This window comes from Kordiimonas sediminis (genome assembly GCF_014656395.1).
In the GTDB taxonomy this organism is placed as follows: Bacteria; Pseudomonadota; Alphaproteobacteria; order Sphingomonadales; family Kordiimonadaceae; genus Kordiimonas_A; species Kordiimonas_A sediminis.
The window spans coordinates 610,763-637,335 of record NZ_BNCI01000002.1 but is presented as its reverse complement, the minus strand read 5'-3'; the positions used below and the strand labels follow the sequence as shown (position 1 = coordinate 637,335).

General features: G+C 48.6%; 23 protein-coding genes and 1 tRNA gene. 10 read left to right on the top strand and 14 right to left on the bottom strand.

Translation table 11 applies throughout. The features are described 5' to 3' along the window. Positions 1-18 precede the first annotated feature (18 nt). A complete protein-coding gene (argS, locus tag IE181_RS10515) occupies positions 19-1,776 on the bottom strand; it encodes an arginine--tRNA ligase (protein ID WP_191252760.1) in 1,758 nt (585 codons plus the stop codon). After that, positions 1,773-2,984, bottom strand: a complete 1,212-nt coding sequence (locus tag IE181_RS10510) for a deoxyguanosinetriphosphate triphosphohydrolase (protein WP_191252758.1) — start codon at positions 2,982-2,984, stop codon at positions 1,773-1,775. Before IE181_RS10510 ends, argS begins: the two co-directional genes overlap by 4 nt. A gap of 235 nt (positions 2,985-3,219) precedes the next feature. On the opposite strand from IE181_RS10510, the gene IE181_RS10505 reads away from it, so the two are divergent. The 3 genes from IE181_RS10505 (at position 3,220) to xth (ending at position 5,016) form a co-directional block, all read left to right on the top strand. Next, positions 3,220-3,738 (top strand): PAS domain-containing protein, encoded by a 519-nt coding sequence (locus IE181_RS10505; protein WP_191252756.1) that lies wholly within the window; start codon positions 3,220-3,222, stop codon positions 3,736-3,738. Positions 3,739-3,824: 86 nt separating this feature from the next. Then, positions 3,825-4,172: an iron-sulfur cluster insertion protein ErpA gene (gene erpA / locus IE181_RS10500; protein WP_191252754.1), complete on the top strand. Its 348-nt coding sequence runs from the start codon at positions 3,825-3,827 to the stop codon at positions 4,170-4,172. Between the two features lie 52 nt (positions 4,173-4,224). Beyond that, on the top strand, positions 4,225-5,016 hold the full coding sequence (gene xth / locus IE181_RS10495) for an exodeoxyribonuclease III (RefSeq protein WP_191252752.1): 792 nt from the start codon (positions 4,225-4,227) through the stop codon (positions 5,014-5,016). Positions 5,017-5,109: 93 nt separating this feature from the next. Here xth and IE181_RS10490 read toward each other — a convergent pair whose 3' ends face one another. Both IE181_RS10490 and ilvD read right to left on the bottom strand, forming a co-directional pair. Continuing rightward, positions 5,110-5,934 carry a hypothetical protein gene (locus IE181_RS10490; protein ID WP_191252749.1) on the bottom strand — a complete coding sequence of 275 codons (825 nt, stop codon included), beginning with the start codon at positions 5,932-5,934 and terminating at the stop codon, positions 5,110-5,112. 77 nt (positions 5,935-6,011) lie between these two features. Further along, positions 6,012-7,844, bottom strand: coding sequence for a dihydroxy-acid dehydratase (gene ilvD, locus IE181_RS10485; RefSeq protein ID WP_191252747.1), 1,833 nt, complete (start codon positions 7,842-7,844; stop codon positions 6,012-6,014). A 193-nt stretch (positions 7,845-8,037) separates the two neighbouring features. Between ilvD and IE181_RS10480 the strand changes: the two genes are divergently transcribed. Both IE181_RS10480 and IE181_RS10475 read left to right on the top strand, forming a co-directional pair. Beyond that, positions 8,038-8,442, top strand: a complete 405-nt coding sequence (locus tag IE181_RS10480) for a hypothetical protein (protein WP_191252745.1) — start codon at positions 8,038-8,040, stop codon at positions 8,440-8,442. A gap of 17 nt (positions 8,443-8,459) precedes the next feature. Beyond that, a complete protein-coding gene (locus IE181_RS10475; RefSeq protein ID WP_229819332.1) occupies positions 8,460-9,980 on the top strand; it encodes a hypothetical protein in 1,521 nt (506 codons plus the stop codon). 86 nt (positions 9,981-10,066) lie between these two features. Here IE181_RS10475 and IE181_RS10470 read toward each other — a convergent pair whose 3' ends face one another. The 4 genes from IE181_RS10470 to IE181_RS10455 form a co-directional block, all read right to left on the bottom strand. Beyond that, entirely contained in the window at positions 10,067-12,706 is a 2,640-nt protein-coding gene (locus IE181_RS10470; protein WP_191252743.1) for a valine--tRNA ligase, read from the bottom strand. Between the two features lie 154 nt (positions 12,707-12,860). After that, a complete protein-coding gene (locus IE181_RS10465) occupies positions 12,861-13,439 on the bottom strand; it encodes a DUF2497 domain-containing protein (protein WP_191252733.1) in 579 nt (192 codons plus the stop codon). Between the two features lie 208 nt (positions 13,440-13,647). After that, positions 13,648-15,030, bottom strand: coding sequence for a TolC family outer membrane protein (locus IE181_RS10460; RefSeq protein ID WP_191252731.1), 1,383 nt, complete (start codon positions 15,028-15,030; stop codon positions 13,648-13,650). A gap of 125 nt (positions 15,031-15,155) precedes the next feature. Further along, on the bottom strand, positions 15,156-15,809 hold the full coding sequence (locus IE181_RS10455; protein ID WP_229819329.1) for a protein-L-isoaspartate O-methyltransferase family protein: 654 nt from the start codon (positions 15,807-15,809) through the stop codon (positions 15,156-15,158). 241 nt (positions 15,810-16,050) lie between these two features. Between IE181_RS10455 and IE181_RS10450 the strand changes: the two genes are divergently transcribed. Next, positions 16,051-16,124 (top strand) — tRNA-Cys (locus tag IE181_RS10450). 185 nt (positions 16,125-16,309) lie between these two features. Here the strand turns inward: IE181_RS10450 and IE181_RS10445 are convergent. From IE181_RS10445 to gatC, 6 genes are all read right to left on the bottom strand, one after another. Then, positions 16,310-16,819, bottom strand: a complete 510-nt coding sequence (locus tag IE181_RS10445; protein WP_191252727.1) for a DUF4440 domain-containing protein — start codon at positions 16,817-16,819, stop codon at positions 16,310-16,312. 91 nt (positions 16,820-16,910) lie between these two features. Continuing rightward, the gene (locus IE181_RS10440; RefSeq protein WP_191252725.1) at positions 16,911-19,172 is read right to left on the bottom strand and encodes a TonB-dependent receptor; all 2,262 of its coding nucleotides are present in this window, start codon (positions 19,170-19,172) and stop codon (positions 16,911-16,913) included. 270 nt (positions 19,173-19,442) lie between these two features. Further along, positions 19,443-20,468 (bottom strand): helix-turn-helix transcriptional regulator, encoded by a 1,026-nt coding sequence (locus IE181_RS10435; protein WP_191252723.1) that lies wholly within the window; start codon positions 20,466-20,468, stop codon positions 19,443-19,445. 135 nt (positions 20,469-20,603) lie between these two features. Then, positions 20,604-22,073, bottom strand: a complete 1,470-nt coding sequence (gene gatB, locus IE181_RS10430; protein WP_191252721.1) for an Asp-tRNA(Asn)/Glu-tRNA(Gln) amidotransferase subunit GatB — start codon at positions 22,071-22,073, stop codon at positions 20,604-20,606. Between the two features lie 4 nt (positions 22,074-22,077). Then, positions 22,078-23,553 (bottom strand): Asp-tRNA(Asn)/Glu-tRNA(Gln) amidotransferase subunit GatA, encoded by a 1,476-nt coding sequence (gene gatA, locus IE181_RS10425; RefSeq protein WP_191252719.1) that lies wholly within the window; start codon positions 23,551-23,553, stop codon positions 22,078-22,080. A gap of 9 nt (positions 23,554-23,562) precedes the next feature. Further along, positions 23,563-23,853 (bottom strand): Asp-tRNA(Asn)/Glu-tRNA(Gln) amidotransferase subunit GatC, encoded by a 291-nt coding sequence (gatC, locus tag IE181_RS10420; protein WP_191252717.1) that lies wholly within the window; start codon positions 23,851-23,853, stop codon positions 23,563-23,565. Positions 23,854-23,971: 118 nt separating this feature from the next. Between gatC and IE181_RS10415 the strand changes: the two genes are divergently transcribed. The 4 genes from IE181_RS10415 to IE181_RS10400 all read left to right on the top strand — a co-directional run bounded on the left by IE181_RS10415 (position 23,972) and on the right by IE181_RS10400 (position 26,566). Continuing rightward, the gene (locus IE181_RS10415) at positions 23,972-24,520 is read left to right on the top strand and encodes a GNAT family N-acetyltransferase (RefSeq protein ID WP_191252715.1); all 549 of its coding nucleotides are present in this window, start codon (positions 23,972-23,974) and stop codon (positions 24,518-24,520) included. A 67-nt stretch (positions 24,521-24,587) separates the two neighbouring features. Then, positions 24,588-25,769: a DUF3089 domain-containing protein gene (locus IE181_RS10410; RefSeq protein ID WP_191252713.1), complete on the top strand. Its 1,182-nt coding sequence runs from the start codon at positions 24,588-24,590 to the stop codon at positions 25,767-25,769. After that, positions 25,762-26,220 (top strand): Holliday junction resolvase RuvX, encoded by a 459-nt coding sequence (gene ruvX / locus IE181_RS10405; protein ID WP_191252711.1) that lies wholly within the window; start codon positions 25,762-25,764, stop codon positions 26,218-26,220. The genes IE181_RS10410 and ruvX overlap by 8 nt, the downstream gene beginning before the upstream one ends. Next, entirely contained in the window at positions 26,210-26,566 is a 357-nt protein-coding gene (locus tag IE181_RS10400) for a nuclear transport factor 2 family protein (RefSeq protein WP_191252709.1), read from the top strand. The genes ruvX and IE181_RS10400 overlap by 11 nt, the downstream gene beginning before the upstream one ends. The last annotated feature ends 7 nt before the right edge of the window (positions 26,567-26,573 follow it).

Here is a 26,573-nt window from a genome sequence, read left to right as displayed (position 1 = left end):
CGCTTGCCTGTTACCTGTTTATCGCATTTCCTCAACTGGAACCACGCCCAGTACATCAAGGCCGCTTGCAATGACAATAGCAATTGCACGAATTAGCGCAAGACGCGCGTATGTCAATTCTTCATCGCCATCAATCACAAACCGCAGGGATGGGTTGTCATTACCCTTGTTCCAGAAACTATGGAATTCAGAGGCCAGATCATACAGATAAAATGCAATCCGGTGTGGTTCGTGCGCTTCTGCAGCGCTTTCAAGCAGTCTAGGCCATAAAGCCATCTGCCTAATCATGGATATTTCAGAGGCATCGGACAGAAGGGACAGCTTGGCATTTGATAGAGCGGCATCAGCGGTATCCAGACCGTCAAATGCCTCCATAGCCTTACGCAGAACAGAGCAGATACGCGCATGCGCATACTGCACATAAAATACCGGATTATCTTTTGACTGCTCAGTCACTTTGGCAAAGTCAAAGTCCAGAGGCGCGTCATTTTTCCGCGTCAGCATAATGAATCGGGTAACATCAGGGCCAACTTCATCCACCACATCGCGCAGTGTGACAAAATTCCCTGCCCGTTTGGACATTTTAAAAGGCTCGCCATTACGGAATAACCGCACCAACTGGCACAGACGAATGTCCAGATCACCCTCACCACCATCCGTGATGGCCTTCACTGCAGACTGCATACGTTTGACATAGCCGGCATGATCTGCGCCCCAAATGTCGATCATATGCTTAAACCCGCGCAGATACTTGTCGTGATGATAGGCAATATCGGCTGCGAAGTAGGTGTAATCCCCGTTCGATTTCTGAAGCGGACGATCAACATCGTCACCGAAAGCGGTTGCCCGGAACAATGTCTGCTCTCGTGGTTCCCAATCTTCAGGTTTCATGCCTTTCGGTGGTTCCAAAACCCCTTCGTAAATATGGCCTTTACTGCGGAGGTGCTCAATAGCTTCACCGATACGGCCACTTTCATGCAGGGTGCGTTCCGAGAAGAACACTTCTTGCTCAATGCCAAGCGCCTTCAAATCTTCGCGCACTAGGTCCATCATCGCTGAGGACGCAAACTCCTTGAATTTCAGTAACCAGTCTTCCTCTGGTGCATCAAGATACTGGTCGCCAAACTCCGCCTTCAGTCCTTCTCCGACTGCAACAAGATAATCCCCGGGGTACAACCCTTCAGGTATTTCGCCGATATCGCGGCCATGAGCTTCCTGATAACGAAGGTGGGCAGACCGTGCCAAAGTATCAATCTGCGATCCTGCATCATTGATATAATACTCTTTAGCTACCTCGTAACCTGCTTTGGATAAGAGGTTTGCAAGTGCATCACCGAACACGGCACCGCGAACATGGCCCACATGAAGCGGTCCTGTCGGGTTTGCTGACACATATTCAACATTGACCTTCTCACCTTTACCAAGGCTGCTATCGCCGTAGTTCTTCCCTGCCTTAAGGACCTCTTGAACCTGTTTCTGCCAAAAGCTGTCAGAAATACTCAAATTGATGAAGCCCGGACCAGCCACGTCAACGCTTTCAACCGCGTCAACGCTGCGTAAAGCTTCTGCAAGCTTTTCAGCGATATCGCGCGGCTTCATTTTAGCCTGTTTGGACAGAACAAGCGCCGCATTTGTGGCAATGTCACCGTGACTTGCATCTCTTGGTGGTTCTACAGACAGCGCTGAGCAGTCCATGCCCCCAGGCAAGTCACCAGCCTTGGCCAGAGCAGTCAGACAATCTTCAATAACGGTGCGAAAATAAGAAAATACATTCATAGGGATACTTTGGATAAATCAAATAGCTTTGTGTGTTCCCGGAAAGCAAAACGATCTGTCATGCCAGCAATGAAGTCAGCTACGACACGTGCGGTTTCCGGTGTGTTCGGTCCTGATGCTTTCTGCCCCCATTCGGTTGGCAGAACTTCTGGCTCGGTGATATATAGATTAAACAGGTCTGTGACCACCCTTTTTGCCTTACTTGTCATTCTGTTGACAAGATAATGCTTATACATGCGTTCGAACAGGAAGTCTTTAAGCGCTTTAACGGCGCGTCCGGTTTCATCTGTGAAGGCAATAACCGGCCTGTCTGCATTGCGAATATCTTCAACTGTTTCCGGTTTCAGGTCCTGCAATCTTTTACGGCTCTCAACAATCAGATCAGCAATCAGGCGATTGATCAGACGGCGTACCAATTCATGAATAAGAATATCACCGCTTGCCTTGGGGTATGTCCATCTAACTTCATCGGTTAACTGTGCAATCACAGGAATTTTGCGCAGTTCCTCAATTTTAAACATGCCAGCCCGCAAGCCATCATCAAGATCATGCCCAGAATATGCAATATCATCAGCCAGCGCAGCAATCTGGGCCTCGGCACTTGGGTATGTATGTAATTCAAGGTCATACTTTGCGTTAAAGTCACGCAAGCCAAACGCCAATTCAGCCGGCGGATTCGACGGATCAAATGCCTTGTCAACCAGCGGACCATTATGCTTTGCAAGACCTTCAAGACTTTCCCATGACAGGTTCAGGCCATCAAAGGAAGCATATCTGTGTTCGATTGAGGTTAGCAGCCGAATTGCCTGTGCATTATGGTCAAACCCGTCATAATTGGCCATGCATGTATTCAGCACGGTTTCCCCGGCGTGACCAAAGGGAGGATGGCCCAGATCATGTGCAAGTGCCAACGTCTCCCCCAAGTCTTCATTCAAAGATAGTGTGCGGCAGATAGACCGTGCGATTTGCGCAACCTCTAGCGAATGCGTTAAGCGCGTTCTGAAATGATCCCCTTCGTGATACACAAAAACCTGAGTTTTATGTTTCAAACGTCGGAATGATGATGAGTGAATTACTCTGTCTCGATCTCTTTGAAAACAGCTTCTGCTTGCTGTCTCTGGCTCTTTCACCAAACGTCCACGGGACTGACCCGGCAAACATGCATAGGGTGCCAGGGTATCTTCATATCCAGGACGTGGGTCAGTCATATAGCTCTCCTAATACCAAAATCAGAGTAACACAGCCAAAGCCTGAATGCGCAGCATGTGTCTGTTTCACATATTGGCAGCCCAAAAGGGACTCACCAAAAGTCTGTGCACGATAATCACATGCCAAAATTCACGCAACAAGTTTGGTACCCCGGCGACAGACTTTGTTGATATCATTAAAATTTGATTAACAATATCCTTGATTGTTAATGAATTGTTAACTAAAATGCATGGCATGATTGATCACATTGAAAATCTGCAGACGTCAACGGCTGATTTGACAGCATCTTTTCACCGTTCACTGTACAGTCACTGGGTACAGATTGCTGACGACAACAAGTTCCCGGACAAAAAAGATTTTCGCCCTCAACTCTTTAGCAGCTTCCTTCCACAGGTTGCGCTGATCACAATCGACAAAAATGGATACAGAGACCGCTTAACCGGGTCAGCAATCCTTGAGCGTTTTAGACTATCTAATCAACCGAATGCACTGAGCGACTCACCTGATCAGGCTATTCGCGGTATCATCAGGCAGATTGTTGATGCCTCATTACAGACACAAGCCCCATTATTTATGCGCGGATCAGTCATCAGCGACAAATTGCTGCCAGTCGCCTTCACACTTGTTTGCCTGCCGCTGACCGTTGATGGAACTGATAGCTTGGACACCCTACTCTTGGCTTTTGAATTTCCAAAACAAAATAGTTTTGATGCCTTCGCAATTGATTCCATTCTCCAGCCCTCTTATATGTAACAGGAAGACTTGGCGATTTATGGGCGTATACCCCATATCCAATCGCCATAGTTTTAAAGTAAATTTCGAAGGAACGGTTGGTTTTCATGAATGCTTCAACGTCAAATTCTCCGGTTGGTTTAAGCGAAAAAGCAGCTGCACGTGTCGCAGAGCTTATAAAAATGCAGGGTAACCCTGACCTTAAACTACGCCTGTCTGTTTCAGGTGGCGGATGCAGCGGGTTCCAGTACGGCTTTGACTTTGCAGAAAAACCAGAAGCAGGTGATATCGAGGTAAACCGTGACGGTGTGACCATGCTTGTTGACGAAATGTCCCTTCTGTATGTGATCGGCTCCGAAGTCGATTATGTAGAAGATCTGATTGGCGCATCGTTTCAGGTAAAAAACCCTAACGCAACGGCCAGCTGTGGCTGCGGATCGTCCTTCTCAGTTTAATTGTCCTCAGCTCACTATTCACGCCAGATACTTTCAAACAGGCTATTCCGTTATGAAAATTGCGACTTTTAATATTAACGGGATTAAAGCCCGGCTTCCCAGATTATTAGAATGGTTGGAAGAATTCTCCCCTGACGTTGCCTGCTTGCAGGAAATTAAAAGTATTGATGAGAATTTCCCAAGAATGGAGATTGAGGCTCTGGGGTATCATGTGGAAACCCATGGCCAAAAAGCCTTCAACGGTGTAGCCATCCTTTCAAAGGAGCCCATGGCCGATATCGTACGAGGACTGCCTAATATGACGGAAGGCCCTGAAGGTGGCCCCGAACAAGCACGTTATATTGAAGCAACAATCAAAGGCGTACGCATCGCTTCAATCTATCTGCCGAACGGCAACCCCCAACCAGGTCCAAAATTTGACTATAAAATTGCCTGGATGGATAAATTATATGACCGCGCTGCTGAACTGGTCAAACTGGAAATGCCGATCATCTTATGTGGTGACTATAACATCATCCCAACAGACGAAGACTGCTATGCACCTGCCAAATGGGTCGATGATGCGTTGACACAGCCTGAAAGCCGCGCTGGCTATCGGTCGATCTTAAACCTTGGATATCTTGACGCTCTCCGACAGATTAAACCAGCGGGTGCGGCCTATACCTACTGGGATTATCAGCGCGGTGCATGGCAAAAAGATCACGGGATTAGAATCGATCACCATCTTCTATCGCCGCAAGCAGCAGACATATTAAAAGACTGTCAGGTTGACCGTGTCCCCAGAGGCAAGGAAAAAGCCAGTGACCACACACCGGTTTGGATTGAACTGCAGTTGGACGACTAACAGCACGTCACAGTCTATTTAGAAGCAGAAAGTAAAAAGCCCCGACCAGAACTAGTCAGGGCTTTCTGTCATTACTAAAGAATTGTGTACCGTTTACTCTTTACCAGACGAATACTGTACAGCACCAGTACAAAGCCGGTATCTGACACCGTGCGCCATCGCAATTGCAGCGGATACAGGTACACCGATCCCTATCTGGACAATGAAGGCAAGATAGACTGACCCAACAGCCGCAGCCAGATAACTCGGGATTAACAGCGCCATATAAATAATGATCAGGGCAACAGCGAAGTCCGCGGTATGTGCGTGCTCAAACCCTTCACTGGAATCACCAAGCGCAGTATGTGTCAGATTGGCCGAAAACAGTGAATAGATTAAACATACCACTGCCGTTGACACCAGGTTCAGTGCAACCGCACTAAGAGTCAGGGATTGCGCAGACTGCTGTTCCACCAGAATGGTCATAATTTCCAGCGCAGATTTACCGTCAAGAGCCTCCAGATCAATCTCTGGCCCACCTGTAGGCGTGTACCCCAACATACCTAAGGCAGCAAATATAAGCCCAACACCCAAAGCAAGCAGCAATCCGATCAAAATCATTTTGATACCATTCACCAGTCCTGCCTTGAACATATCAGACACACCCTGGCGCGCTGCATCAGCCCCCAATGCGCCGACTCTGACCCAGTAATTGAACCAAGCGCCCATAATTGCCAATATGACAAGTACAGTGATCAATCCAATAACGAACCCGAGGATACTGGAAACCACGGACAGCGCCCCTGATAGCCCAAACCCAACTAGGCTTATCAGGAAAAAAGCAACGACCACGATTAACAAAACAACGAAAATCCGACCAATGTTTTGCAGTGTGATACCAACCGTCTGGTTAACGGTATTCATAATTGAAAAAGACATAATCCCCCTACCCTGCAATTTCTTTGCAAACTACCGCTTCAGCAATTAAAGCCTTGACGTACTTTATCTCTCTTTTATCACTCTGGCAGCTTTCGTACAGCCCCTTTATCCGCGGAAGTTGCCAGAAGGGCATATGCCTTCAAAGCCTTACTGACTTTTCTCGGTCTATCTTCCTGTGGTTTCCAGGCATCTTTGCCCTTTGCCACCATTGCACTGCGACGCGCGGCCAACACATCATCAGATACATTCAGGTTGATGGAGCGCTCAGGAATATTAATAACGATTTCATCGCCTTCTTCGATCAAGGCAATGGCACCGCCTTCTGCTGCCTCAGGGGAAGCATGCCCTATTGAAAGGCCACTTGTACCGCCACTGAAACGCCCATCAGTAAGCAGCGCGCATTCTTTGCCAAGCCCCATGGATTTAAGATAGCTGGTTGGATACAACATTTCCTGCATGCCCGGCCCGCCCTTTGGTCCTTCATACCGGATGATAACAACATCACCTGGCTCGATCTTGCCTGCGAGTATTGCCTCGACACTGCTATCCTGACTTTCAAAAACACGGGCTCGCCCTATGAAGGTCCAGATACTCTCATCAACACCTGCCGTCTTTACGATACACCCATTCTCAGCGATGTTTCCGAACAGAACTGCCAAGCCACCCTCAGTTGAATACGCATGCTCTTTCGATCTAATACAGCCATTCTGCCTATCCCGGTCAAGGCTTTCCCACCGTTTGTTCTGCGAGAAAGCAACCTGCGTAGGCACACCGCCCGGTGCCGCCATGAAGAACCTTTCAATATCCTGATCATCTGTTTTCATAATATCAAATTGATCAATGGCATGTCCCAAGGTCGGACTGTGAACAGTCGCGCAGTCTCTGCGCAGTAATCCCGCACGGTCCAGTTCACCCAGGATTGCCATGATACCGCCTGCGCGGTGTACATCCTGAATATGGTAGTCCTGGGTCGCTGGTGCTACCTTGCATAAATTGGGGACAATCCTGCTAAGGCGGTCAATATCTTCCATGGTAAAATCGACCTCAGCTTCCTGCGCAGCAGCGAGTAGATGCAACACGGTATTTGTAGACCCTCCCATGGCAATATCGAGGATCATGGCATTTTCAAATGCCTCAAATGTTGCAATACCACGTGACGTCGCAGACGTATCACCCTTCTCGTAAAACCTTTTGGTCAAGCTAACAATCTGTCTAGCCGCTGTCAGAAACAGCTCTTTACGGTCCGCATGGGTAGCAAGTGTTGTGCCGTTACCCGGCAGACTAAGCCCAAGCGCCTCGGTTAAACAGTTCATGCTGTTTGCCGTAAACATCCCACTGCAAGAACCGCAGGTTGGACAGGCGTTTCTTTCAATCTCGTCAACTTCTGCATCGGATGTTTGCGGGTTCGCAGCTTCTACCATGGCGTCCACCAGGTCCAACTTCCTGTTCCCGCTTACGCCAGCTTCCATCGGGCCACCGGAGACAAAGATCGTGGGAATATTAAGGCGCAAACTAGCCATCAACATACCCGGTGTGATCTTGTCACAGTTAGAGATACAGACAAGCGCATCCGCGCAGTGTGCATTGACCATATATTCGACACTGTCCGCAATAATTTCACGGCTTGGCAGACTATACAGCATGCCGTCATGTCCCATTGCGATACCATCATCAACCGCAATAGTATTAAATTCCTTGGCAACACCACCTGCTGCCTCGATCTCGCGCGCAACCATCTGACCCAGGTCTTTCAGATGAACATGGCCCGGCACAAACTGTGTGAAGCTGTTTGCTACGGCAATTATCGGCTTATGAAAGTCCTCGTCCTTCATCCCTGTTGCACGCCACAGTGCACGTGCACCTGCCATATTGCGGCCATGTGTTGAGGTTTTGGAACGATACTCTGGCATTCTTTGCACTCCGAAATTTAGCTGTAAATTTGGGGCGGACTTTAGCCAGTGACACATTAAATGTCGATAAGAAATGGCAAGAAAATTTCTCTATTTTTGAAATATTGTTTCTTTTTATTTCAAATCTTATCAATCTCTTTACTGTAAGTAGTATCCATCATAAGTAAGCTTGCACACTATTTGGGGAAACATAATGTCATCAACTATAGACATTTATTCAAAATCTATTTGTAAGAGAAAAACAGCCACTATTTTATCTGAAGTCTTACAATCAACAAATAGTGGTACCAACACATACAATAAAATACGCCTAACAACGGCGAGCCATCAACAACAATTGTTGAGAGCACAGGCTCCGCAAACCTGTAATCTTTTTGATACTAAACTGCATTCCTCCTTTATTGAGTTTTCTGTGAATACAGTTCCATCAAATGAGTTTGTGGAAAAAGCACCCTGCTATGCTGCATGTCCGAAAACAATGCGGACAGAAAACATGGACACTGTAAAGAACCAACAAAACTCAGCCATCCAAGCTGAGCCAGTAGCAGACGCCCTTTACCGGCAGCCACTGGATTTACTATCAGAAAACTATAAATAAATTAGATTGGGGAATCTATGACAACGCATCCAACAATAACAGTGTTGAAAAGAAGTCTAACCAACACTGTAAGTACACTTGTGCTTGCTACAACGCTAATCAGCGGTAGTGCTTTGGCATCAGACACATCACAGGATCAAATGGAAATGATCCTGAAGCGCCTTGAAAAGCTGGAAGCTGAAAATAAGGCACTTAAAGCCAAAGTGAATGCTATGACTGAGGTTGCACCTGTGGCAGTGGCCAGTACATCACAGTCACAATCAGCATCATCAGGTACGCAGCCAAACACAGCGCAAGCATCTTCTGATGCTGCATTAGTGACCAAAGCAAGCCTTGCCTACGACATGCTGGACGCTACAACAAACATCAACAGAAAGCAGCTACGTCTGCTTGAGGCAAAACAAACCGGTGAGCTGGCAAATAACAGCGTTGTCATCAGTGGCGGGGCCACAGCTATCATGGATTACTGGCGCAGTAATACTGATGACAAATTCGGCTATCTAATGCGGCACCCTACACCGTCCAACCAAAGGCAAAAGACGGTATCAGAAGCCGTGTTGCACAGCATGCAACTGTCTGCGACTGCCACTGTTGGTGACTGGGTCACTGTGTACGGAGAGGCGCTGTATGATCCTGAGCAAAGCTTCGGACAAGGCACAATCACAGACCTGAACCGTAACCAGCTTCAGCTGCGCAAAGGGTACGTGCTGCTTGGTAACCTGGACAAGTCGCCCCTGTATTTGACCGTAGGTAAAATGGCTACATCATTTGGCCTGACTGATACAGTTAGTCCCTTCACTGCCTCTACTGTGTGGCATGCCTTCGGCGGCCTCGCATTCGGTGCGCTGGCTGGCTACAGTAAAGATGGTCTGAATATTACAGCAGAATTGGTACAAGGTGGTGCCCAGTTCCGGTCAGCCAACATGCCAAATGACGGCACGAACGTTCCCAGCAAATTGAATAACTATGTGCTGGACGCTAATTATACACTGCCAACACATTTCGGCAGTGCAATGGTTGGTGCCTCTTATCAGCGTGGATCTGCCTATTGCCAGTCATATCCGGTTACCCACTTCAACCCGTGTGAAGATAACAACCCGGCATATAGTGTGTATGGTCAATTGTTTGCAGGCGATTTCATGTTCCTGGGTGAATTTGCTAAAACAACCCGTATATGGGACGGTACACACAATCCGACCCCACCGCTTGACCAGTTTGAAGCACGCAAAGTTACAAGCTTTGGTTTGGGGGGACGGTATTCCATGGACCTAAGCGGCAAGCGTGCTGATCTCTCGCTTGAATTCAGCAGCTTTATCGCAGGGCCAAAAGGATCACCGTGGCGCCGGCAAGACCAGACAGTTCTGGGCTTTTCCTATTTCCTGACTGACTCTGTGAAGTTCTTTGGCGAAGGTATTTTTGTAAACGGCTACGCCCCACTTAACTTCATCAGCGGCGGCAATGTACCGCCGGGTGAAACACACAGCGACATGGACATCACCAACAAAGGTGTCATCATTGGTGTTAACGCCGTCTTCTAAGTCATTACAAATAAATGAAAAGGCCCGGATCACTCCGGGCCTTTTTTTTACATTCTGCCTTAATAGTAAATAGTATATAGCGTCTGCTATCCTAGCCTGTTAAGCGCAGCCTTTGATTTTTCAATCTTGTCTTCAAGGTCAGCAAGCTGTTCTTTGGCTTGCTCAATAACCTGTGCTGGTGCCTTGGCAACAAAGCCCTGGTTACCCAGACGGCCTTTAATCGACCCTGCTTCTTTTTCCAGTTTGTCCAAAGCTTTTGTCAGGCGAGCTTTCTCTGCATCAATGTCCATCAAATCTGCAAGTGGCAAGAAGACAGTTGCCTCATCCACTACCAGCTGTGCTGATCCTTTTCTTTCAGCACTGTCGACACAGGAAGCCTTTTCCAAACGCGCCATCCGGCACAGCATATCCTGCCATGTTGCTACGCGGGACTTTGTGACGTCAGATGCACCAACCAGCAGTGCAGTCGCCTTTGCACTGGCAGGAACATTCATTTCAGAACGTGTTGAACGAACTTCGGTAATGAACCGGATCGCCCAGTCTACTTCTGACAAAGCCTCTTCATCAATTTGATTAACTGTTGGCCATTTGGCGTGAATGAGATCATAGGCACGATCGTCTTTCGTCGCATGCCATAGCTCTTCCGTGATATGCGGCATGAAAGGATGTAGCATTACCAGAATTTGGTCAAGTACCCAGCCTGCTACCGCACGTGTCTCGGCTTTCAGTGCTTCATCCTCACCCCAGAACACCGGCTTTACAAGCTCAACATACCAGTCACAGAAGGTACCCCATGTGAAGTGGTAAATAACATCGGACGCCTCGTTAAAACGGAAAGCATCAAGCGCATTTGTTACCCCGGCTGCAGCTTTTGAGACCTCGGAAATAATCCATTTGTTGACAGAGCTGGTCGCAACCGGTGCATCCACACTGTTTGAACCGACAATACCGTTCATTTCGCAGAACCGAGAGGCATTCCATAGCTTGGTACCAAAGTTCCGGTACCCTTCAACACGTTTCTCAGCCAGCTTGATGTCTCGACCCTGGGCTTCCATTGACGTCAGTGTAAACCGCAGAGCATCCGCACCGTATTTCTCGATAAACTCCAGAGGGTCAATCACATTCCCCTTGGATTTTGACATCTTCGCGCCCTTTTCATCACGGACAAGCGCGTGGATATATACGTTTTTAAACGGTGCCTCGCCCATAAAATGAATACCGGACATCATCATTCTAGCTACCCAGAAAAAGATAATATCAAAACCTGTTACAAGCGTGGCATTAGGATAGTAGCGTGCTAGCTCTGGCGTTTCCTCTGGCCATCCCATTGTAGAATAAGGCCACATTGCAGAAGAGAACCACGTATCCAATACATCAGGATCACGGGTCAACTCTACCGTCTCGCCGAAATGCTTGTCTGCCGCTGCCTGTGCCTCTTCTTCCGTTTCCTCAACGAAAACAGTGCCGTCTGGTGCATACCAAGCAGGAATGCGGTGTCCCCACCAAAGCTGACGACTAACACACCATGGCTGAATATTACGCATCCATTCGAAATAGGTCTTTTCCCAATTCTTTGGGATAAAGTTCGTTGTACCATTTTCCACAGCTTCAATCGCAGGCTTTGCAAGTGTTTCAGCGTCCACATACCACTGCTCTGTCAGCCACGGCTCAATGATAACACCCCCGCGGTCACCATATGGCACCTGATGAACATGGGGTTCCACTTTAACAAGGAAACCACCCTCTTCCATATCGGCGACAATGGCCTTACGGGCATCAAATCTGTCCATACCCTGATATTTTTCCGGGGCATTTTCATTGATCGCGGCATGCTTGTCGAAAATGTTGATCATCTCCAGACCAGCACGCTTTCCAACTTCAAAATCGTTAAAATCATGCGCTGGCGTGATTTTCACGGCACCTGAGCCCTGCTCAGGGTCAGCATAATCATCTGCCACGATCGGAATTAAACGACCAACAAGCGGCAACCGCACCATCTTCCCTATCAGATGCTTGTAACGCTCATCTGACGGATTCACAGCAATGCCCGTATCCCCAAGCATTGTCTCAGGCCGGGTGGTTGCAATTTCAATAAAGCCAGACCCATCTTCGAGTGGATAACGGAAATGCCAGAAATGGCCATTAACTTCCTTTTGCTCCACTTCGAGGTCAGAAATAGCTGTCACCAGCTTGGGGTCCCAGTTTACAAGACGGTTGTCTTTATAAAGCAGGCCTTCCTTGTAAAGCTGGACAAATTTCTTCAAGACCGCTTCTGAGCGGCTTTCATCCATGGTGAAGGCTTCGCGTGACCAATCACAGCTGGCACCAAGACGGCGCAGTTGGCTGGTAATTTTTCCACCTGATTCTGCTTTCCATTCCCAAACGCGCTCGAGAAATTTTTCGCGGCCCATTTCCTTACGGTCCTGACCAGCTGCGTCCAGTTGTTTTTCAACAACATTCTGGGTCGCGATCCCTGCATGGTCTGTACCGGGCTGCCACAAAACATCTTTACCCCGAAGGCGTTCAAAGCGGATCAATACATCCTGCAGTGTATTATCAAGAGCATGTCCCATATGTAGGCTACCGGTCACGTTGGGGGGCGGCATGACAATAACGTACGGCTCTGCCCCTACGTTACGTCCACACTTAAATGCGCCGTTTTCTTCCCAATGCTTGTACCATTTGCCTTCCAGGTCTCCTGGATTATAGGTCTTGTCCATGCCCATGTTGGCCACCTTAGTAAATTGTTCAATGAATGAAGGGTTGTTTTATGCGTCAAGCCACTGTGCGTCAATGCCTACCAGACTGTAGGCAGCACAAATATCATAAATTCACCGAGAATCACCCCAGAGCGTTCGACACATATATCTTTAAAGAAAATTACTTACGGCGCGCAATTCGCGCGACTTCCCGTTCAACCGCATCCTGCACGATTTGTGGCAGGTTTTCATCCAGCCAACCTTGCAGCATTGGTTTCAGCATAGAGCGCACAAGTGCCTCAAGCGTGTTTTCGTCGCCCACATACCCGGACACCATCATACTTGATAGCTGATTGAAGCTTAATGACGCCCTGTCCTCTACTGGCTCCGACACGATCGGATCAGCCGGGTTCACAGGCTGCTCAGTTGCAAATTCAGTCAGATCAAACACATCATCTTCGTCTTCATCTGCCTGGGCGGGTGCAGGCTCAGGCTCTTGAACCGGCAGCGGTGCAGGCTCAGGCTCAATTTCCGGGACGACTTCTGGCTCAGGTGCAATCTCAGGCTCTGGAGTAGGCTCAGGCTCTGGTGCAAATTCGGGTTCCGGCACAACTTCTTCAGGCACAGGTTCAGGGGTCGGCGCCGCTTCCTCAGCAGCACTTTCCGCTTCACCTTCCCCATCATCATCAGAAATTATCCGGCGGATCGACGCCAGAATTTCTTCCATGGTAGGTTCTTCATCAGATGCAGTATCGCTCATAGACCCAGCCAGTTTATTAGCTCCCAAAGGGTAACCCCTAATTGAACAGGTACAGTCTCATTCCCTGCCTGTCAATAATTCTTAATGAATAGTAACGCCTTATGGAAGATAGTAAAAACAGAAACTTGCGTTTTTGTTACTTTTTCTGTCATAAGAATCAGAAAGGCGGGCAAATACCCGCCTTTTGAAGTGATTATTAGGAAAACTACTAGTCTTCGATACCAAGACCGAAGAACTGATTTTTCACATCATCATAATGTTCTTCAGGATCGTAAACAGTAACACCAAGCTCCAGATCCTTGGCTGTCAGTCGTCCAATAGCGGATAGAAGGCTATAAGCAGCAACCATTTCATCGCGCTGCGCCCCGATCAGGTTAGACCGTGCATTCAGGAGCTCCTGCTCAGCATTCAGGACATCAAGAGTAGTACGGGAACCAACTGCCGCTTCCTGGCGAACACCTTCAAGCGCGATTTCGTTTGCACGAACAGATGCCTCGGACGACATAATCTGCCCTCTCGCAGCACGTAAGTTGTCCCACGCTACAAATGTGCTTTCCTGCGCTAAACGCTCTGCCTGATGGATTTCCACCATACGCTGGCTGCGAAGCTGCTTATTACGGCGCACATCACTATGACGCGCACCCCCTGCATAAAACGGAACAGTCAGTTGAACTGATACTGACCGTGACTTAGTATCACTTGGTCGAGACTCTCCACCAAAGAAACTAGTTCCACTACGATGTGTATAGCCTGCCTGGGCTCCGATCCGAGGCGACAAAGCCCCAAGGCTTTGTTTCACGTTGTATGATGCAACGCGTTCATTATGACGCGCTGCTATAACACCTGGTGACTCAGCCATCGCAACTTCGATAGCTGCATCAAGCGTAGCAGGAAGATCAGGTAGCGCATTTTCTTTTTCAAGACCAGCAGGCGTGCGTCCAACTACACGCTGATACAGCGCTCGGCTTGCAGCCAGACGGGCTTCCGCCGCCATCAGATTCGATTTCGCACCTTCAAGGCGTGCTTCCGACTGTGCTACATCTGTCCGGGTAATTTCCCCAACACGGAAACGGTCACGGGAAGCTTGTAACTGACGCTCAAGCACCTGAACCTGGTTTTTATTCAAACCGACAACCGCTTCATCGCGCACAACATTAGTATAAGCACGGATCGCATCCAGAAGAACCTGCTGTTCAATATTCATCAGCTGGGCACGACCGGCCTTAACCTGATACTTAGCTGCTTTGGTTGCGTTCAAGTCCTGAAAGCCACGAAAAAGAGACTGAGTTACTGTCAATCCAAGGTTTTCATTATCAAAAGACTTGTAACCTTGGGAGCCTGGCTCAGTCTCAAGCAAATCATTCTGTTCGCCTTCAGTACGGGAGTAGGTCCCCTCCAAGCTTGGCAGGAAACCTGACTTCGCACGCGAAACATTCTCATCAACAGCACGCAGTGCGGCACGCTGTGCCATCAATTGCGGGTTACTTTCGTACGCCGCTGCCAGTGCCTCTTTCAGACTTTCAGCGGATACCGACGATGCACCGCCAAGCACTGTGGCAAGTGCCAACAGTGATACTAATCCCTTTTTCATAAACGTCTCCTCTATTCCTCGCTGTTTATTATGGGTTTTATTAGAGTCTTTATTATTACCTAAAATAGCAATATGGGCACCCTATCCCCAACTTCAAGCAGATACAACCTAGAAACTGATACGCTCTAGAAAGTAAAACCCTTTTCTACCTGAAAGCCGGGCAAGTCTGCCACATTCGCGTCAAACAGGATTTTTTCCTGAAAATCATCATCAGACCGGGTGACAAGAAGGGCACGTCCGACACCGCCAATCTTTTTAACACAGACAAGGCGGCCACCATCTTTAAGCTGTTTCAACAGGGCTTTTGGCAGATCGTCCACCGCGCCCTGACAGAAAATAACATCGTATGGCCCCTGCTTGGCCACGCCCTTATCAAGGTCACCTTTAACCACGGCGGCATTCATCACGCCCTCGTCAGTCAGTTTTTTCTCTGCTGCCTCATAGAGCGCATCATCACACTCAAGCGCGACAACTGCACCGGCCAGCCCCGCCAGAACCGCAGAAGAATAGCCAGTGGCACAACCAATATCCAGAACCAGATCACCCTCCTGAATTTTGGCAAAATCCATCAGGCGTGCAAAAACCATTGGTTCCATCAAATACCGGCCACCGCCGACGGAAATATCTTCGTCTGCATAGGCAACACTGCGCAGTGTTTTAGGGACAAAATGTTCACGAGCAACTGCACGAACTGCGCTGATCAGCCGTTCATCATTCACTTCATTCGGGCGAAGCTGGCAATCAATCATATGTTCGCGCGCGGCATTGGTTTGTTTCACGATGCTAATCCTTTCAGAGACATCACTAATTTCCATTTAGCCGCTTTATAAGGCGCAACGAAGCGTTTAACAATCCGTTTCACCCCGAAAAATGAACTTTTTGCCGATAATTTGTGATCAGAACGCCTTAGGGAACTTCAGTCCACAGCCGACTACGGAAGAAAATTACAGTTTTGACACAATAACCGTTTGCAGAAGGCAATGGGCTTTGCTATAGCCTCTTCGTCCACTCAGTAAGCGAGGCGCGATGGCGGAGTGGCGACGCAGCGGATTGCAAATCCGTGTACACGAGTTCGATTCTCGTTCGCGCCTCCAATCTTTTCCAAAAACTTAAACAAGTCTTTTTAAACTTATCGCCGTGATGGATAAAGGTTTATTGGAATAGTTTTGACCTGATTCACGGGAAGACCCCTGCCCCAAACACGGCACAAAAGAAAAAGGGGCCATATAGCCCCTCTAATGTATCTTGCAAATTCGCTGAATGCATATGCAACCTGTACTTAAGGCCACATTGGCAGTGCATTCCATTCCGCTTCTGATGCTGGTTCACCCTGATTTTCCATTAACGTCAGCCAGCGATCCCCCTTTTTTACCATTAGCGTTGCAAAATGGGTCATGTAGACAGCTGATTGGCCGTCCTTGCCGATTTGCTCATACCGGAAAATACCAGTTTGGTAGGACGTAGTTGCATTGATGATCCGGCTCTTGAACCGAAACTGCAAGTTTGCGTCGATGCCGTCGGCCTTTGCCTTCGTACCCGACGTGCGCCAGCCCTTCATTGCCTCATCAATCGACTTGGTGGACTTCCCGCCACTGACAATGACTGCATCCGGGTGATATGTGGACGCCATCAGGTCAAAGTCGGCGGCACTGACGGACTGCACGATATCCTTAAATGTGGCATCCGTGGGCTTGGTTTCCTCTGCCGCGGCAAAACCACTTGATATCAGCACGCCCAGCAAAGCCGCAGTGCCCATACCTTTTACTGTTGTTGTAACTTTGGCGATCAAAACTCACTCTCCCCTATTCTGCTAATTGCAAGGCACGCACCTGGCATGCCTTGCATAAATATCTGATATTAGACGAATTTACCGCCTGATATTAGAAGTGTTTACGGAAAGTAACACCGATTGTGCGTGGCTGCACACGAATTACTGCATCCGGATCGAATGGTGGACGACGCAGCGCCCGCACAACACCCTGACTATCAAACAGATTGTTGGCATAAAGAGATACTTCCATGTCTTCCCATTCAAAACCAATTCGCGCATTGGTCATAGAATAGTCGTCCATACGGCGATAGTTTGTGTCAGGGTCATGGTTAAATTCTGTATGGCGTGTACCGACATACTGGTGATTTAACCAAACAAACAGGTCCATAGTATCCGTAATCGGGCGGATATAGTTTACTGTCGCGTTAAAGGACAGTTCCGGAACGTATGGCGCCTGATCCCCTGAAACTGCATTCAGGTTTGGCACATCTTCGTCCAGTTCTGACTGCAGATATGTACCACCGAAACCAACAGACCAGTTTTCAGAAAGCTGCGCATCAAGTTCCAGTTCAACACCCTGACTTGTTGCTTTACCAACGTTTTCACGGAAACCAAAGCCACACTCAAAGCTGCGACTTGTCTGCATGTCATCCCATTTCACATGGAAGTAAGCAGCATTATAGGAAAGCTTGCCATCTGCAGCCCGGCCCTTGGCACCGATCTCATAATTCCAGGTTTTATCCGGGTTAAAGAAACGGACGTCCCCGCCCTGACGTTCAACTTCTGCCAATTCGTCAGCACAAACTGCCTCAGGAATAGCACCGTTAATACCACCGTAACGGAAACCTCGGGCAACCTGAGCATATACAAGCGCATTGTCTGAAATGTCATACGACACATTCAGTTTTGGGTTCACGCCGTCAGTTTTTCCGCGTGGCCGTGGGTCACTATTCGCACCGCCATTAAACAAACCAGACTGATAAAACTCGATATCCTGCTTCCAGTTAAAATAGCGCAGGCCAGCTGTGACAGTAAATTTATCAAAGCTATAGTAGGCTTCACCAAAGAAGGCGAACGTCTTCACAGTCAGATCATCATAGCCGTAAAAAAGATGGTCATCCGGCGCCCCAAAAGCAGAGGAAGGCGTTCCGATGATCGCATCAGCCCCCGGAACCGGGAACGTGTTCAGATAGTATGTATCTTTCTTGTCTGTGTAGGCACCCACTGTCCACTGGAACGGGCTGTCTGTTGTCGAGGACAGACGCAGTTCCTGCGTGAACACATCAAGGTCTGTTGTATCAACAAGCTCATGCGGTGTAATGCCCGGCGGCAGTGCCAGCTCAAAAAGCAGATCAAGTGACCGTGGGTTAATGACTTTTCTATCGAAATAGGATGTAGAGGAAATCAACTCACCCCAACCAAGGTCAACCGTGAAAGTGGCGTTGAAAATCTGCATTTCATCGTCATATCCGTCAAAGGATACATAATCACGGCTGAATAGCGGCGTGCTGTCCAGGTCTTCCGGACGGCCATTGTCTGAATACTCATGATGGAAGAAGGACAGATCCGCTGTAAAGTTATCTGACGGCTGATAGCGTGCTGCAACTTTCACACCTTTGGAACTGCCATCATTCAGGTTCTTTTCACCCGTTGTGACATTGTCCAGATAACCACCGTTGTGAGTATAGTAGCCGCTGACACGCACACCCAGAACATCATTGATGATTGGCGCATTAATAAGGGCTTTAACGCCATATGACTGATCGCCGTACTTCAGATCAGAAGCATCAAGTTCAACCAAGCCTTCTACTTCTTCAAGGTTCGGCTTTTTCGAAACAAGACGCACTGTACCCGCCATTGACCCGGCACCGTAAAGTGTACCCTGCGGACCGCGCAATACTTCAACACGCTCCAGATCAAACAAGCCAATTTCAGGGTTCATCGCGCCCAGGGAAATCGGAATTTCGTCAAGATAGATGCCAACAGTTTCCTGGTTTTGTGTATCGTTATCGTTACCGCCACCGTTCGCGACACCGCGGATTGTCAGACGTGTGCGACCCGGACCGTTTTGATAAGCAGTCAAACTTGGGACAGAACCCAAAAGGTCAGTAAAGTCCTGCGCCCCCAACTTATTGATCAAGTCGGATGAAACCACATTGATACTGATTGGAACGTCATACATGCTTTCCGCACGTTTCCGCGCCGTTACCACGATTTCTTCCGGACCTGCGTACGCACTGTCGTCCGCTGATTGTGCCGTCACAGCCGGCGCCATAAGCGCACTCATCATCAAGCCGAAAGTCAATGATGTCGAACCAGCCAAGCTGCGCAGGCTTTTTGTTGCGACCTGCGTCACATTTGTTTTTTGCATAAGGTCTTCCCCTATTTTTTGAAACGATCACAGTTGATCGAGTACCGGGCCAAACTAACAGCCCCCAAAATGCGACCGGACAGTATCACAGATTTATGACCCCAAATGTTGCAACTGTCATATTGAATGATGCGATAGTAAATTTATGCAATTCCCTCTCAACTATGGAATGAACTGTGCCGACTATCGTTTACTTTTAATCGAATACTGCGACATATCTGATGCAGAAAGAGACACGCTACAGTTTACAAGCAGTGCCGCTGCGCTTAATCACCGATTTCGGGATTCCTTGGGAAAACGCCCAAACTTCTTTTTATAAGCCACTGTAAAATTTGTCGCATGGCCATACCCTACCTGTGCTGCGACCTGTGCAACTGTCAGATGCCTGTCCTGCAGCATCTCATTTGCCTTATTCATCCGGTAATCCTGACAAAACTCGAAAATTGTCTTGTTAAAAACCTGCTTGAATTCTGTGCAAATCGTGCTTCGGTTCAGTCCCACGCGCCGTGAAAGTTCCCGAATAGTCGGCGGTTTCGCATAATTTTCCACGAGCAGTCTTTGCGCTTCAAATATTTTGGATTTGACTTTTAGGTCCGCAGGCAGACCTTTCGGCATTTCCGTGAAAGATTGTTCGATATCGCCAAAAAACTGACAGATCAATTCCGTCGCCTTGGCTTGAATATAGCAATTACGCCGACTGCCCTGATGAGAGATATGCAACATGGACAGGATGGTTGTCATCATTCGCGACGACAAAGGGAATTCGTACAGGGTAGATGCTTCTTCCCGACCAAAGATAATATTGGCAAGGCGCGACGGCATTTTTCCTGCCTGCAGTGCAAAACTGTCAATCAAAAACTGGGGTTTAAAATGAATTGTGACACTGTTCATTTCGCTATGGGAGGCGATCACCAGATCAAAATTGGCGTTAGACCGGGTGCGCTGCAGTGATGCGCACGCCTGCGGTATTTGCAAACGCCCCATGTCTTTGAATTCCAGCCAGTAATTACCAGATAAGACAAACCGTATTGAGACCAGATCACTGGACGGCATGATTTGTTGGCGGGAATTTCGGTCATAATTTCCCTTGGTAATGCAGACCAGCATTCCGTCAGAAATCCGGCTCAATTCCATGTTGCCGATGATTAGTGTTTCACCTACCTGACCATCGCGCCATACAGTGGCGTCATTAAATGCCCGGCCAGAATACTGCTGCCCACGGGAAGCAACCGAGGAAGCCCGAAAAGCTTCATTAAACTCTGCATATACTTTTGCAATATCTGATGCCTGTTCCATGTCCCTGAAAATGCATCAAGTGGATTTAAATTGCACCAACAAAAGGAAAGAAACTGCTGGCCCTGTTCAACAGAGCCATAAAAAAAGGCCCGTCAATACGGGCCTTTTCAAAAGTTTCTATTTGATACTGATGCCTTAACCGTCCAGCTTCGGCTGCAGAAGCTTATTCACAACACCAGGGTTTGCAGCGCCGCCAGTTTCCTTCATGACCTGCCCCACAAAGAAGCCAATCAATTTGGTTTTACCTGCACGGTACTGTTCTACCTGGCCAGGATTAGCAGCAATGATAGTGTCAATGATCTTTTCAAGCTCACCTGTATCAGAAACCTGCTTCAAACCTTTTTCGTCAACGATGACAGCCGCATTCTTGCCAGTTTCAAACATTTCTTCGAACACATCTTTGGCAGTACGGCCAGAGATAGTACCGTCTTCTATCAAACCAAGAAGCTCTGCCCCTTGCTCAGGAGAAACCGGGCTTTCAGAAATCGTTTTACCTGCTTTATTAAGCAGACCAAACAAATCGGAAATTACCCAGTTAGAAGCCTTCTTCGCCATGTCGGCGTTGCCAAGCTTCGCTAAAAGCTCTTCGAAGTAATCAGCGTTCTCTTTCTCGGCAACGAGAACGGATGCATTATAATCAGAAACCCCCAGATCATCGACAAAACGCTTTCGTTTGTCATCTGGTAGTTCAGGCAGACTTTCACGCGCCGCATCCACAAAGGCATCATCAAATTCAACCGGCAGCAGATCGGGATCAGGGAAGTAGCGGTAATCGTGCGCTTCTTCCTTGCTGCGCATAGAGCGGGTTTCCCCTTTGTTTGGATCAAACAGGCGAGTCTCCTGATCAATCTCACCGCCGTCTTCGAGAATATCTACCTGGCGACGGGCTTCAACCTCAATCGCCTGACGAACAAATCGAATTGAGTTTACGTTTTTAATTTCACAGCGCGTACCAAGCGGCTCACCCGGACGGCGAACGGATACGTTCACGTCTGCCCGCATGCTACCCTGCTCCATGTTGCCGTCACAGGTACCGATATAGCGCAGAATGGTCCGCAGTTTGGTCAGATACGCCCCTGCTTCTTCCGGGCTGCGCATATCTGGCTTGGAAACGATTTCCATCAACGCAACGCCAGACCGGTTCAGGTCAACATAGGTAAACTGTGGATGCTGATCATGCATGGATTTACCTGCATCCTGCTCCAGATGGATACGCTCAACACCAACCTCTTTGGTTTTGCCATCACCCAAATCAAGAAGGATAGTACCCTCACCTACTACGGGGTGTTTGAACTGGCTAATCTGGTATCCTTGCGGCAGGTCAGCATAAAAATAGTTTTTGCGGTCAAATACAGAAAACTTGTTAATCTGTGCCCCTAATGCCAACCCCGTGCGCACTGCCTGGCGCACGCATTCGCCATTAATGGTAGGCAACATGCCCGGCATCGCTGCATCAACCAGCGATACCTGCGAGTTTGGCTCTGCACCAAACTCGGTTGCAGCACCAGAGAATAGTTTTGATTTTGAGATAACCTGTGCGTGAACCTCGAGGCCAATTACAACTTCGAAATCACCAGTGGCACCCTGTATACGATATTCACTCATGCCCTTATCTCCACCATTCATTCGGCGCAGCCGTAATAGCAGCTGCTTTCTCAATTACCTCAGAAACCTTCAGGACAGTTTCTTCGTCCCACGGTTTACCCAGAACCTGCAAACCAAGTGGCAGGCCGTCCGCATCAAGTCCAGCCGGTACGCTGGAACCTGGCAAACCTGCAAGGGATGCCGGAACGGTGAAGACATCATTCAGATACATGGCAAGCGGATCGTCCGTTTTTTCACCAAAGGCAAAAGCTGCAGACGGTGCCGTTGGTGTCAGAATGACATCACACTGTTCAAAGGCACGTGCAAAATCGTCACTGATCAACTGGCGAACTTTCTGGGCTTTCAGATAGTAAGCATCATAATAGCCTGCAGACAGAACATATGTCCCGATCATGATCCGGCGCTTGACTTCATCGCCAAAACCAGCCGCACGAGTGGCTTCATACATATCAATCAGGCCACCATTTTCAGGTGTCTCACGCAGGCCGTAACGAACACCGTCATACCGTGCAAGGTTGGAAGATGCCTCTGCAGGCGCGACAATATAGTAGGTAGGCAGTGCATATTTTGTATGCGGCAGATTGATATCAACAACCTCTGCGCCTGCTTCCTTCATCCATTCGATGCCTTTGTGCCACAGGGCTTCAATCTCGCCTGGCATGCCAGCGAGGTGATATTCTTGCGGAATACCAACCTTCATACCGCGAATATCGCCTGTAAGGGCTGCTTCGAAGTTTGGCACCGCCATATCTATGCTGGTACTGTCTTTCGGATCAAAGCCTGAAATGCTTTCAAGCATGATAGCACCGTCACGAACGGAACGTGTGATTGTTCCCGCCTGATCAAGCGAACTTGCAAACGCGACCATACCGTAACGGCTGCAGCGGCCATAAGTAGGCTTGATACCAAAGGTACCGGTAAAACTTGCTGGCTGACGAATGGAACCGCCTGTATCCGACGCCGTTGCACCCATCGCGGCAAAACCGGCAACCGAGGCCACTGACCCACCGGAAGAACCACCCGGAACAGTGTCCACATCACCCTTACGCCACGGGTTTTTCACCGGCCCGTAATAGCTTGTCTCGTTTGATGAACCCATGGCGAATTCATCCATATTCAGCTTTCCAAGCATGACAGCGCCGTCATCCCACAAATTCTGGGTGACTGTGCTTTCGTACTCAGGCTTAAAACCATTCAGGATATGGGAACATGCCGTAGTCTCCACACCCTTGGTGCAGAAAAGGTCCTTGATACCAACCGGAATGCCGGTCATGCCTTTTTGCTCACCCGCCTTGATTTTGGCATCAGCGGCGTCCGCCATTTCCAGCGCCTTTTCCGGCGTCTGGACAATATAGGCATTCAGTGCGTCAAAGCCTTCAACAGCGGTGATGTGGGCTTCTGTCAACTCGCGGGCAGACAATTCCCCTTTGGCCAGCAGGTCACGCGCTTCTGATATCTTCAGTTTGGTTAAATCAGTCATGACAGCCCCCTACTCGATTACTTTTGGAACAGCAAAGAAGCCGAACTCAGCTTTTGCAGCGTTTTTCAAAACGCTTTCCTGCTTGTCACCATCATTGATCACATCATCACGCCAACGCAGCTTGGCATTCACCGGGCTTGCCATCGGCTCAATAGTGTCAGTATTCACTTCCCCCAATTGCTCGACCCAGCCAAGAATATTATTCAGCTCGCCGGCAAGCGGCTCCAGCTTATCTTCTTCGATCTTTATTCGTGACAGACGCGCAATTTTGGCGACTGTTGCCTTATCAATTTCTGACATGGGAAATCCCTTATGAAACGTGTCTTGAAACCAACATCCGAAAAAGCATTGCAAATGCCCCGGATTTTGGCGCAACTTAACGCCTGCAATCAAACTAGGCAAGCGGTGATTCTTGATTATGACGCGAAACATCACAATACGGCAGGCACGCCCATCCGACGCCCGGGAATTGAACAGCTATCAGCGACAAATTTATCAGGATGCCAAACACCTTATAACGCACCCGGCCGAGTTCAGAATCACTCCTTTCAAGCAGCGCCTATGGATCGCTCGTAAATCTCTAAATGCCGCTGAGACGTGCCTCATAGCCACGAAAGACAATCATATTCTTGGCATGCTCGAAAGCTGGACTGATCGCAGGCGGCGGGTGCGCCATATAACAGGATTTAGTATGTCCGTGGCCGATGGCGCCAGAAATCAAGGCATTGGCAGCAGATTACTTGGCACCTTTTCTGACTGGGTAGCAAACCATGCAACCCTTGAGAAAATTGAACTCCATGTTCATGCAGACAATGCCCAAGCAATTGCACTATACGAGAAGCATGGTTTTACTGTAGAAGGTAAACGCATAGGCGCAATTCGCTATGAGGATGGTCGGGTAATAGACGATATCCTGATGGCAAAATGGCCCTTGTTACAGCCAGTCTCTAATCAGGCAACACTATAGCAAACCCAAGAACGACGTCACTAACATTATCAAGGTTGAAGAAACCAGGGATTATCAGGATATTTCTATGAGCAGCAAAACCAGCCCGGCAGCTAAATTTATGATCGCCATTATCGCCATTATCGTGCTTCTACTAGCAGGGGGCGTATGGCTGAACACTAATGAACAGACTGCAATGCGCATTGCCTTTGTACCTGGTCATAGCTTCGCCGAAGAAGCTGAAGAGCCAAGACTGGATTATGCTGATGATGCCTCCTGGTTTGCATTACCTTCAAATGAAACTTACGTTAACTTAGCACCAGAAGGCATTGAAAAATATTCAGAAAAACCAAATGTCGATGTGTTTTTTGTTCATCCTACGACATATCTGATCCGCGGTAATTGGTCTGCCCCGCTAGACGATAGCGCAACGAACAAACGGACCCAGGAGTTCTCCTTGAAAAATCAGGCATCCAGCTTCAGTGCAGCGGGCAACATTTATGCCCCACGATATCGGCAAGCTGCCTTTGGTGCCTTCTTTGATGATGGCACCGATGGGATAATGGCCCTGCAGCGCGCCTACACGGACATTGTTGTTGCCTTTGATGCCTTTATCGAACGTCGCAATCCCGAAAACGGTATTATACTTGCGGGTCATAGCCAGGGAAGTCTGCACCTGCTCCGTCTTCTCAAAGACCGGTTTGATGGTACGGAGCTGACTAAAAAGCTCGTTGCTGCTTATCTTATTGGCTGGCCGGTCTCAATAGAGGCCGACATAGGTGCAGTTGAAGGTGTCGACATCTGTGACGCCCCAACACAAACCGGTTGTGTGATTTCGTACCAAACCTTTGGCAAACACGGCGAAACTGAAACCATTACCGGCATCTTTAACGCAACACCGGGGCTGAACGGCACATTGCGCGCTGGCACGCAAATGCTCTGCACCAATCCACTAAGCTGGACAGTGGGCGATTCTGCAAACCGAACCGAACACATGGGCTCGGTGGAACTTTTAAGCGGCAATGCTCCACTGCCAGCGCCTATTCCTAATTTCATTGGTGCATCGTGTCATAGTGACGGCATTCTCTTTCTTGCTCAGCCTTTGCTGAATGAAGAATGGAACCAGTTTACAATGACGGGTGAAAACTATCACGCCTATGACTTTAATATGTTTTACATGAACATCCGCGACAATGCCCATGACCGCGCTCTTGCATGGACCGCAGCCCAGCAGTCCACTGAGCGCACTCCGGACGGCACTAATGAGTGACCCATACGACATTCAACAAGTAAAGGCGCAGTTCCCGGTGGGGCGGCGCCTGTTGGGCATGGACCCGGGGACAAAAACAATTGGCCTTGCCCTGAGTGATGTTATGCGCACCGTTGCAACCCCGCTTGAAATCATTAAGCGCAAAAAATTCAAAGATGACGTCATTCGCATCAAAGAGATTGTGCAGGAGCATAATATTGGTGGCTTTGTTATTGGCTTGCCCAAAAACATGGATGGGTCGGAGGGGCCGCGGTGTCAGGCAACACGGGCATTCGTCAGAAACCTGGAAGCACATTTTGATCTCCCGATAGCCTTGTGGGATGAAAGACTGTCAACCGCGGCCGTAGAGCGCACGCTTCTTGAAGCAGACAGCAGCCGGGCTAAACGTAAGGATGTTGTCGACAAAATGGCCGCTGCATACATTCTGCAAGGAGCCATGTATGCACTCTAGCCCGCGCGATACAATCATACAGTGGGTCGCAGCCTTTAATGCCGGGGACGCAAACCGCATCACAGACTTTTATGCGGATCACGCTGTCAATCATCAGGTTATGTTCGCGCCTGTTGTCGGCAAACAGAATATCCGCGCCATGTTTGCCAAAGAGTTCGAGGCGTATGAAATGGTTTGCGAAATTGAAAATATTTTTGAAGATGGTGATTGGGGCATTCTGGAATGGCGTGACCCTCTGGGACTGCGGGGCTGTGGTTTTTTTCAGTTTAAAGATGGACTAATCATTCATCAACGGGGGTATTGGGACCGCCAGTCCTTCAGTGAAGCACAAACAATACAACACTGACATTGAC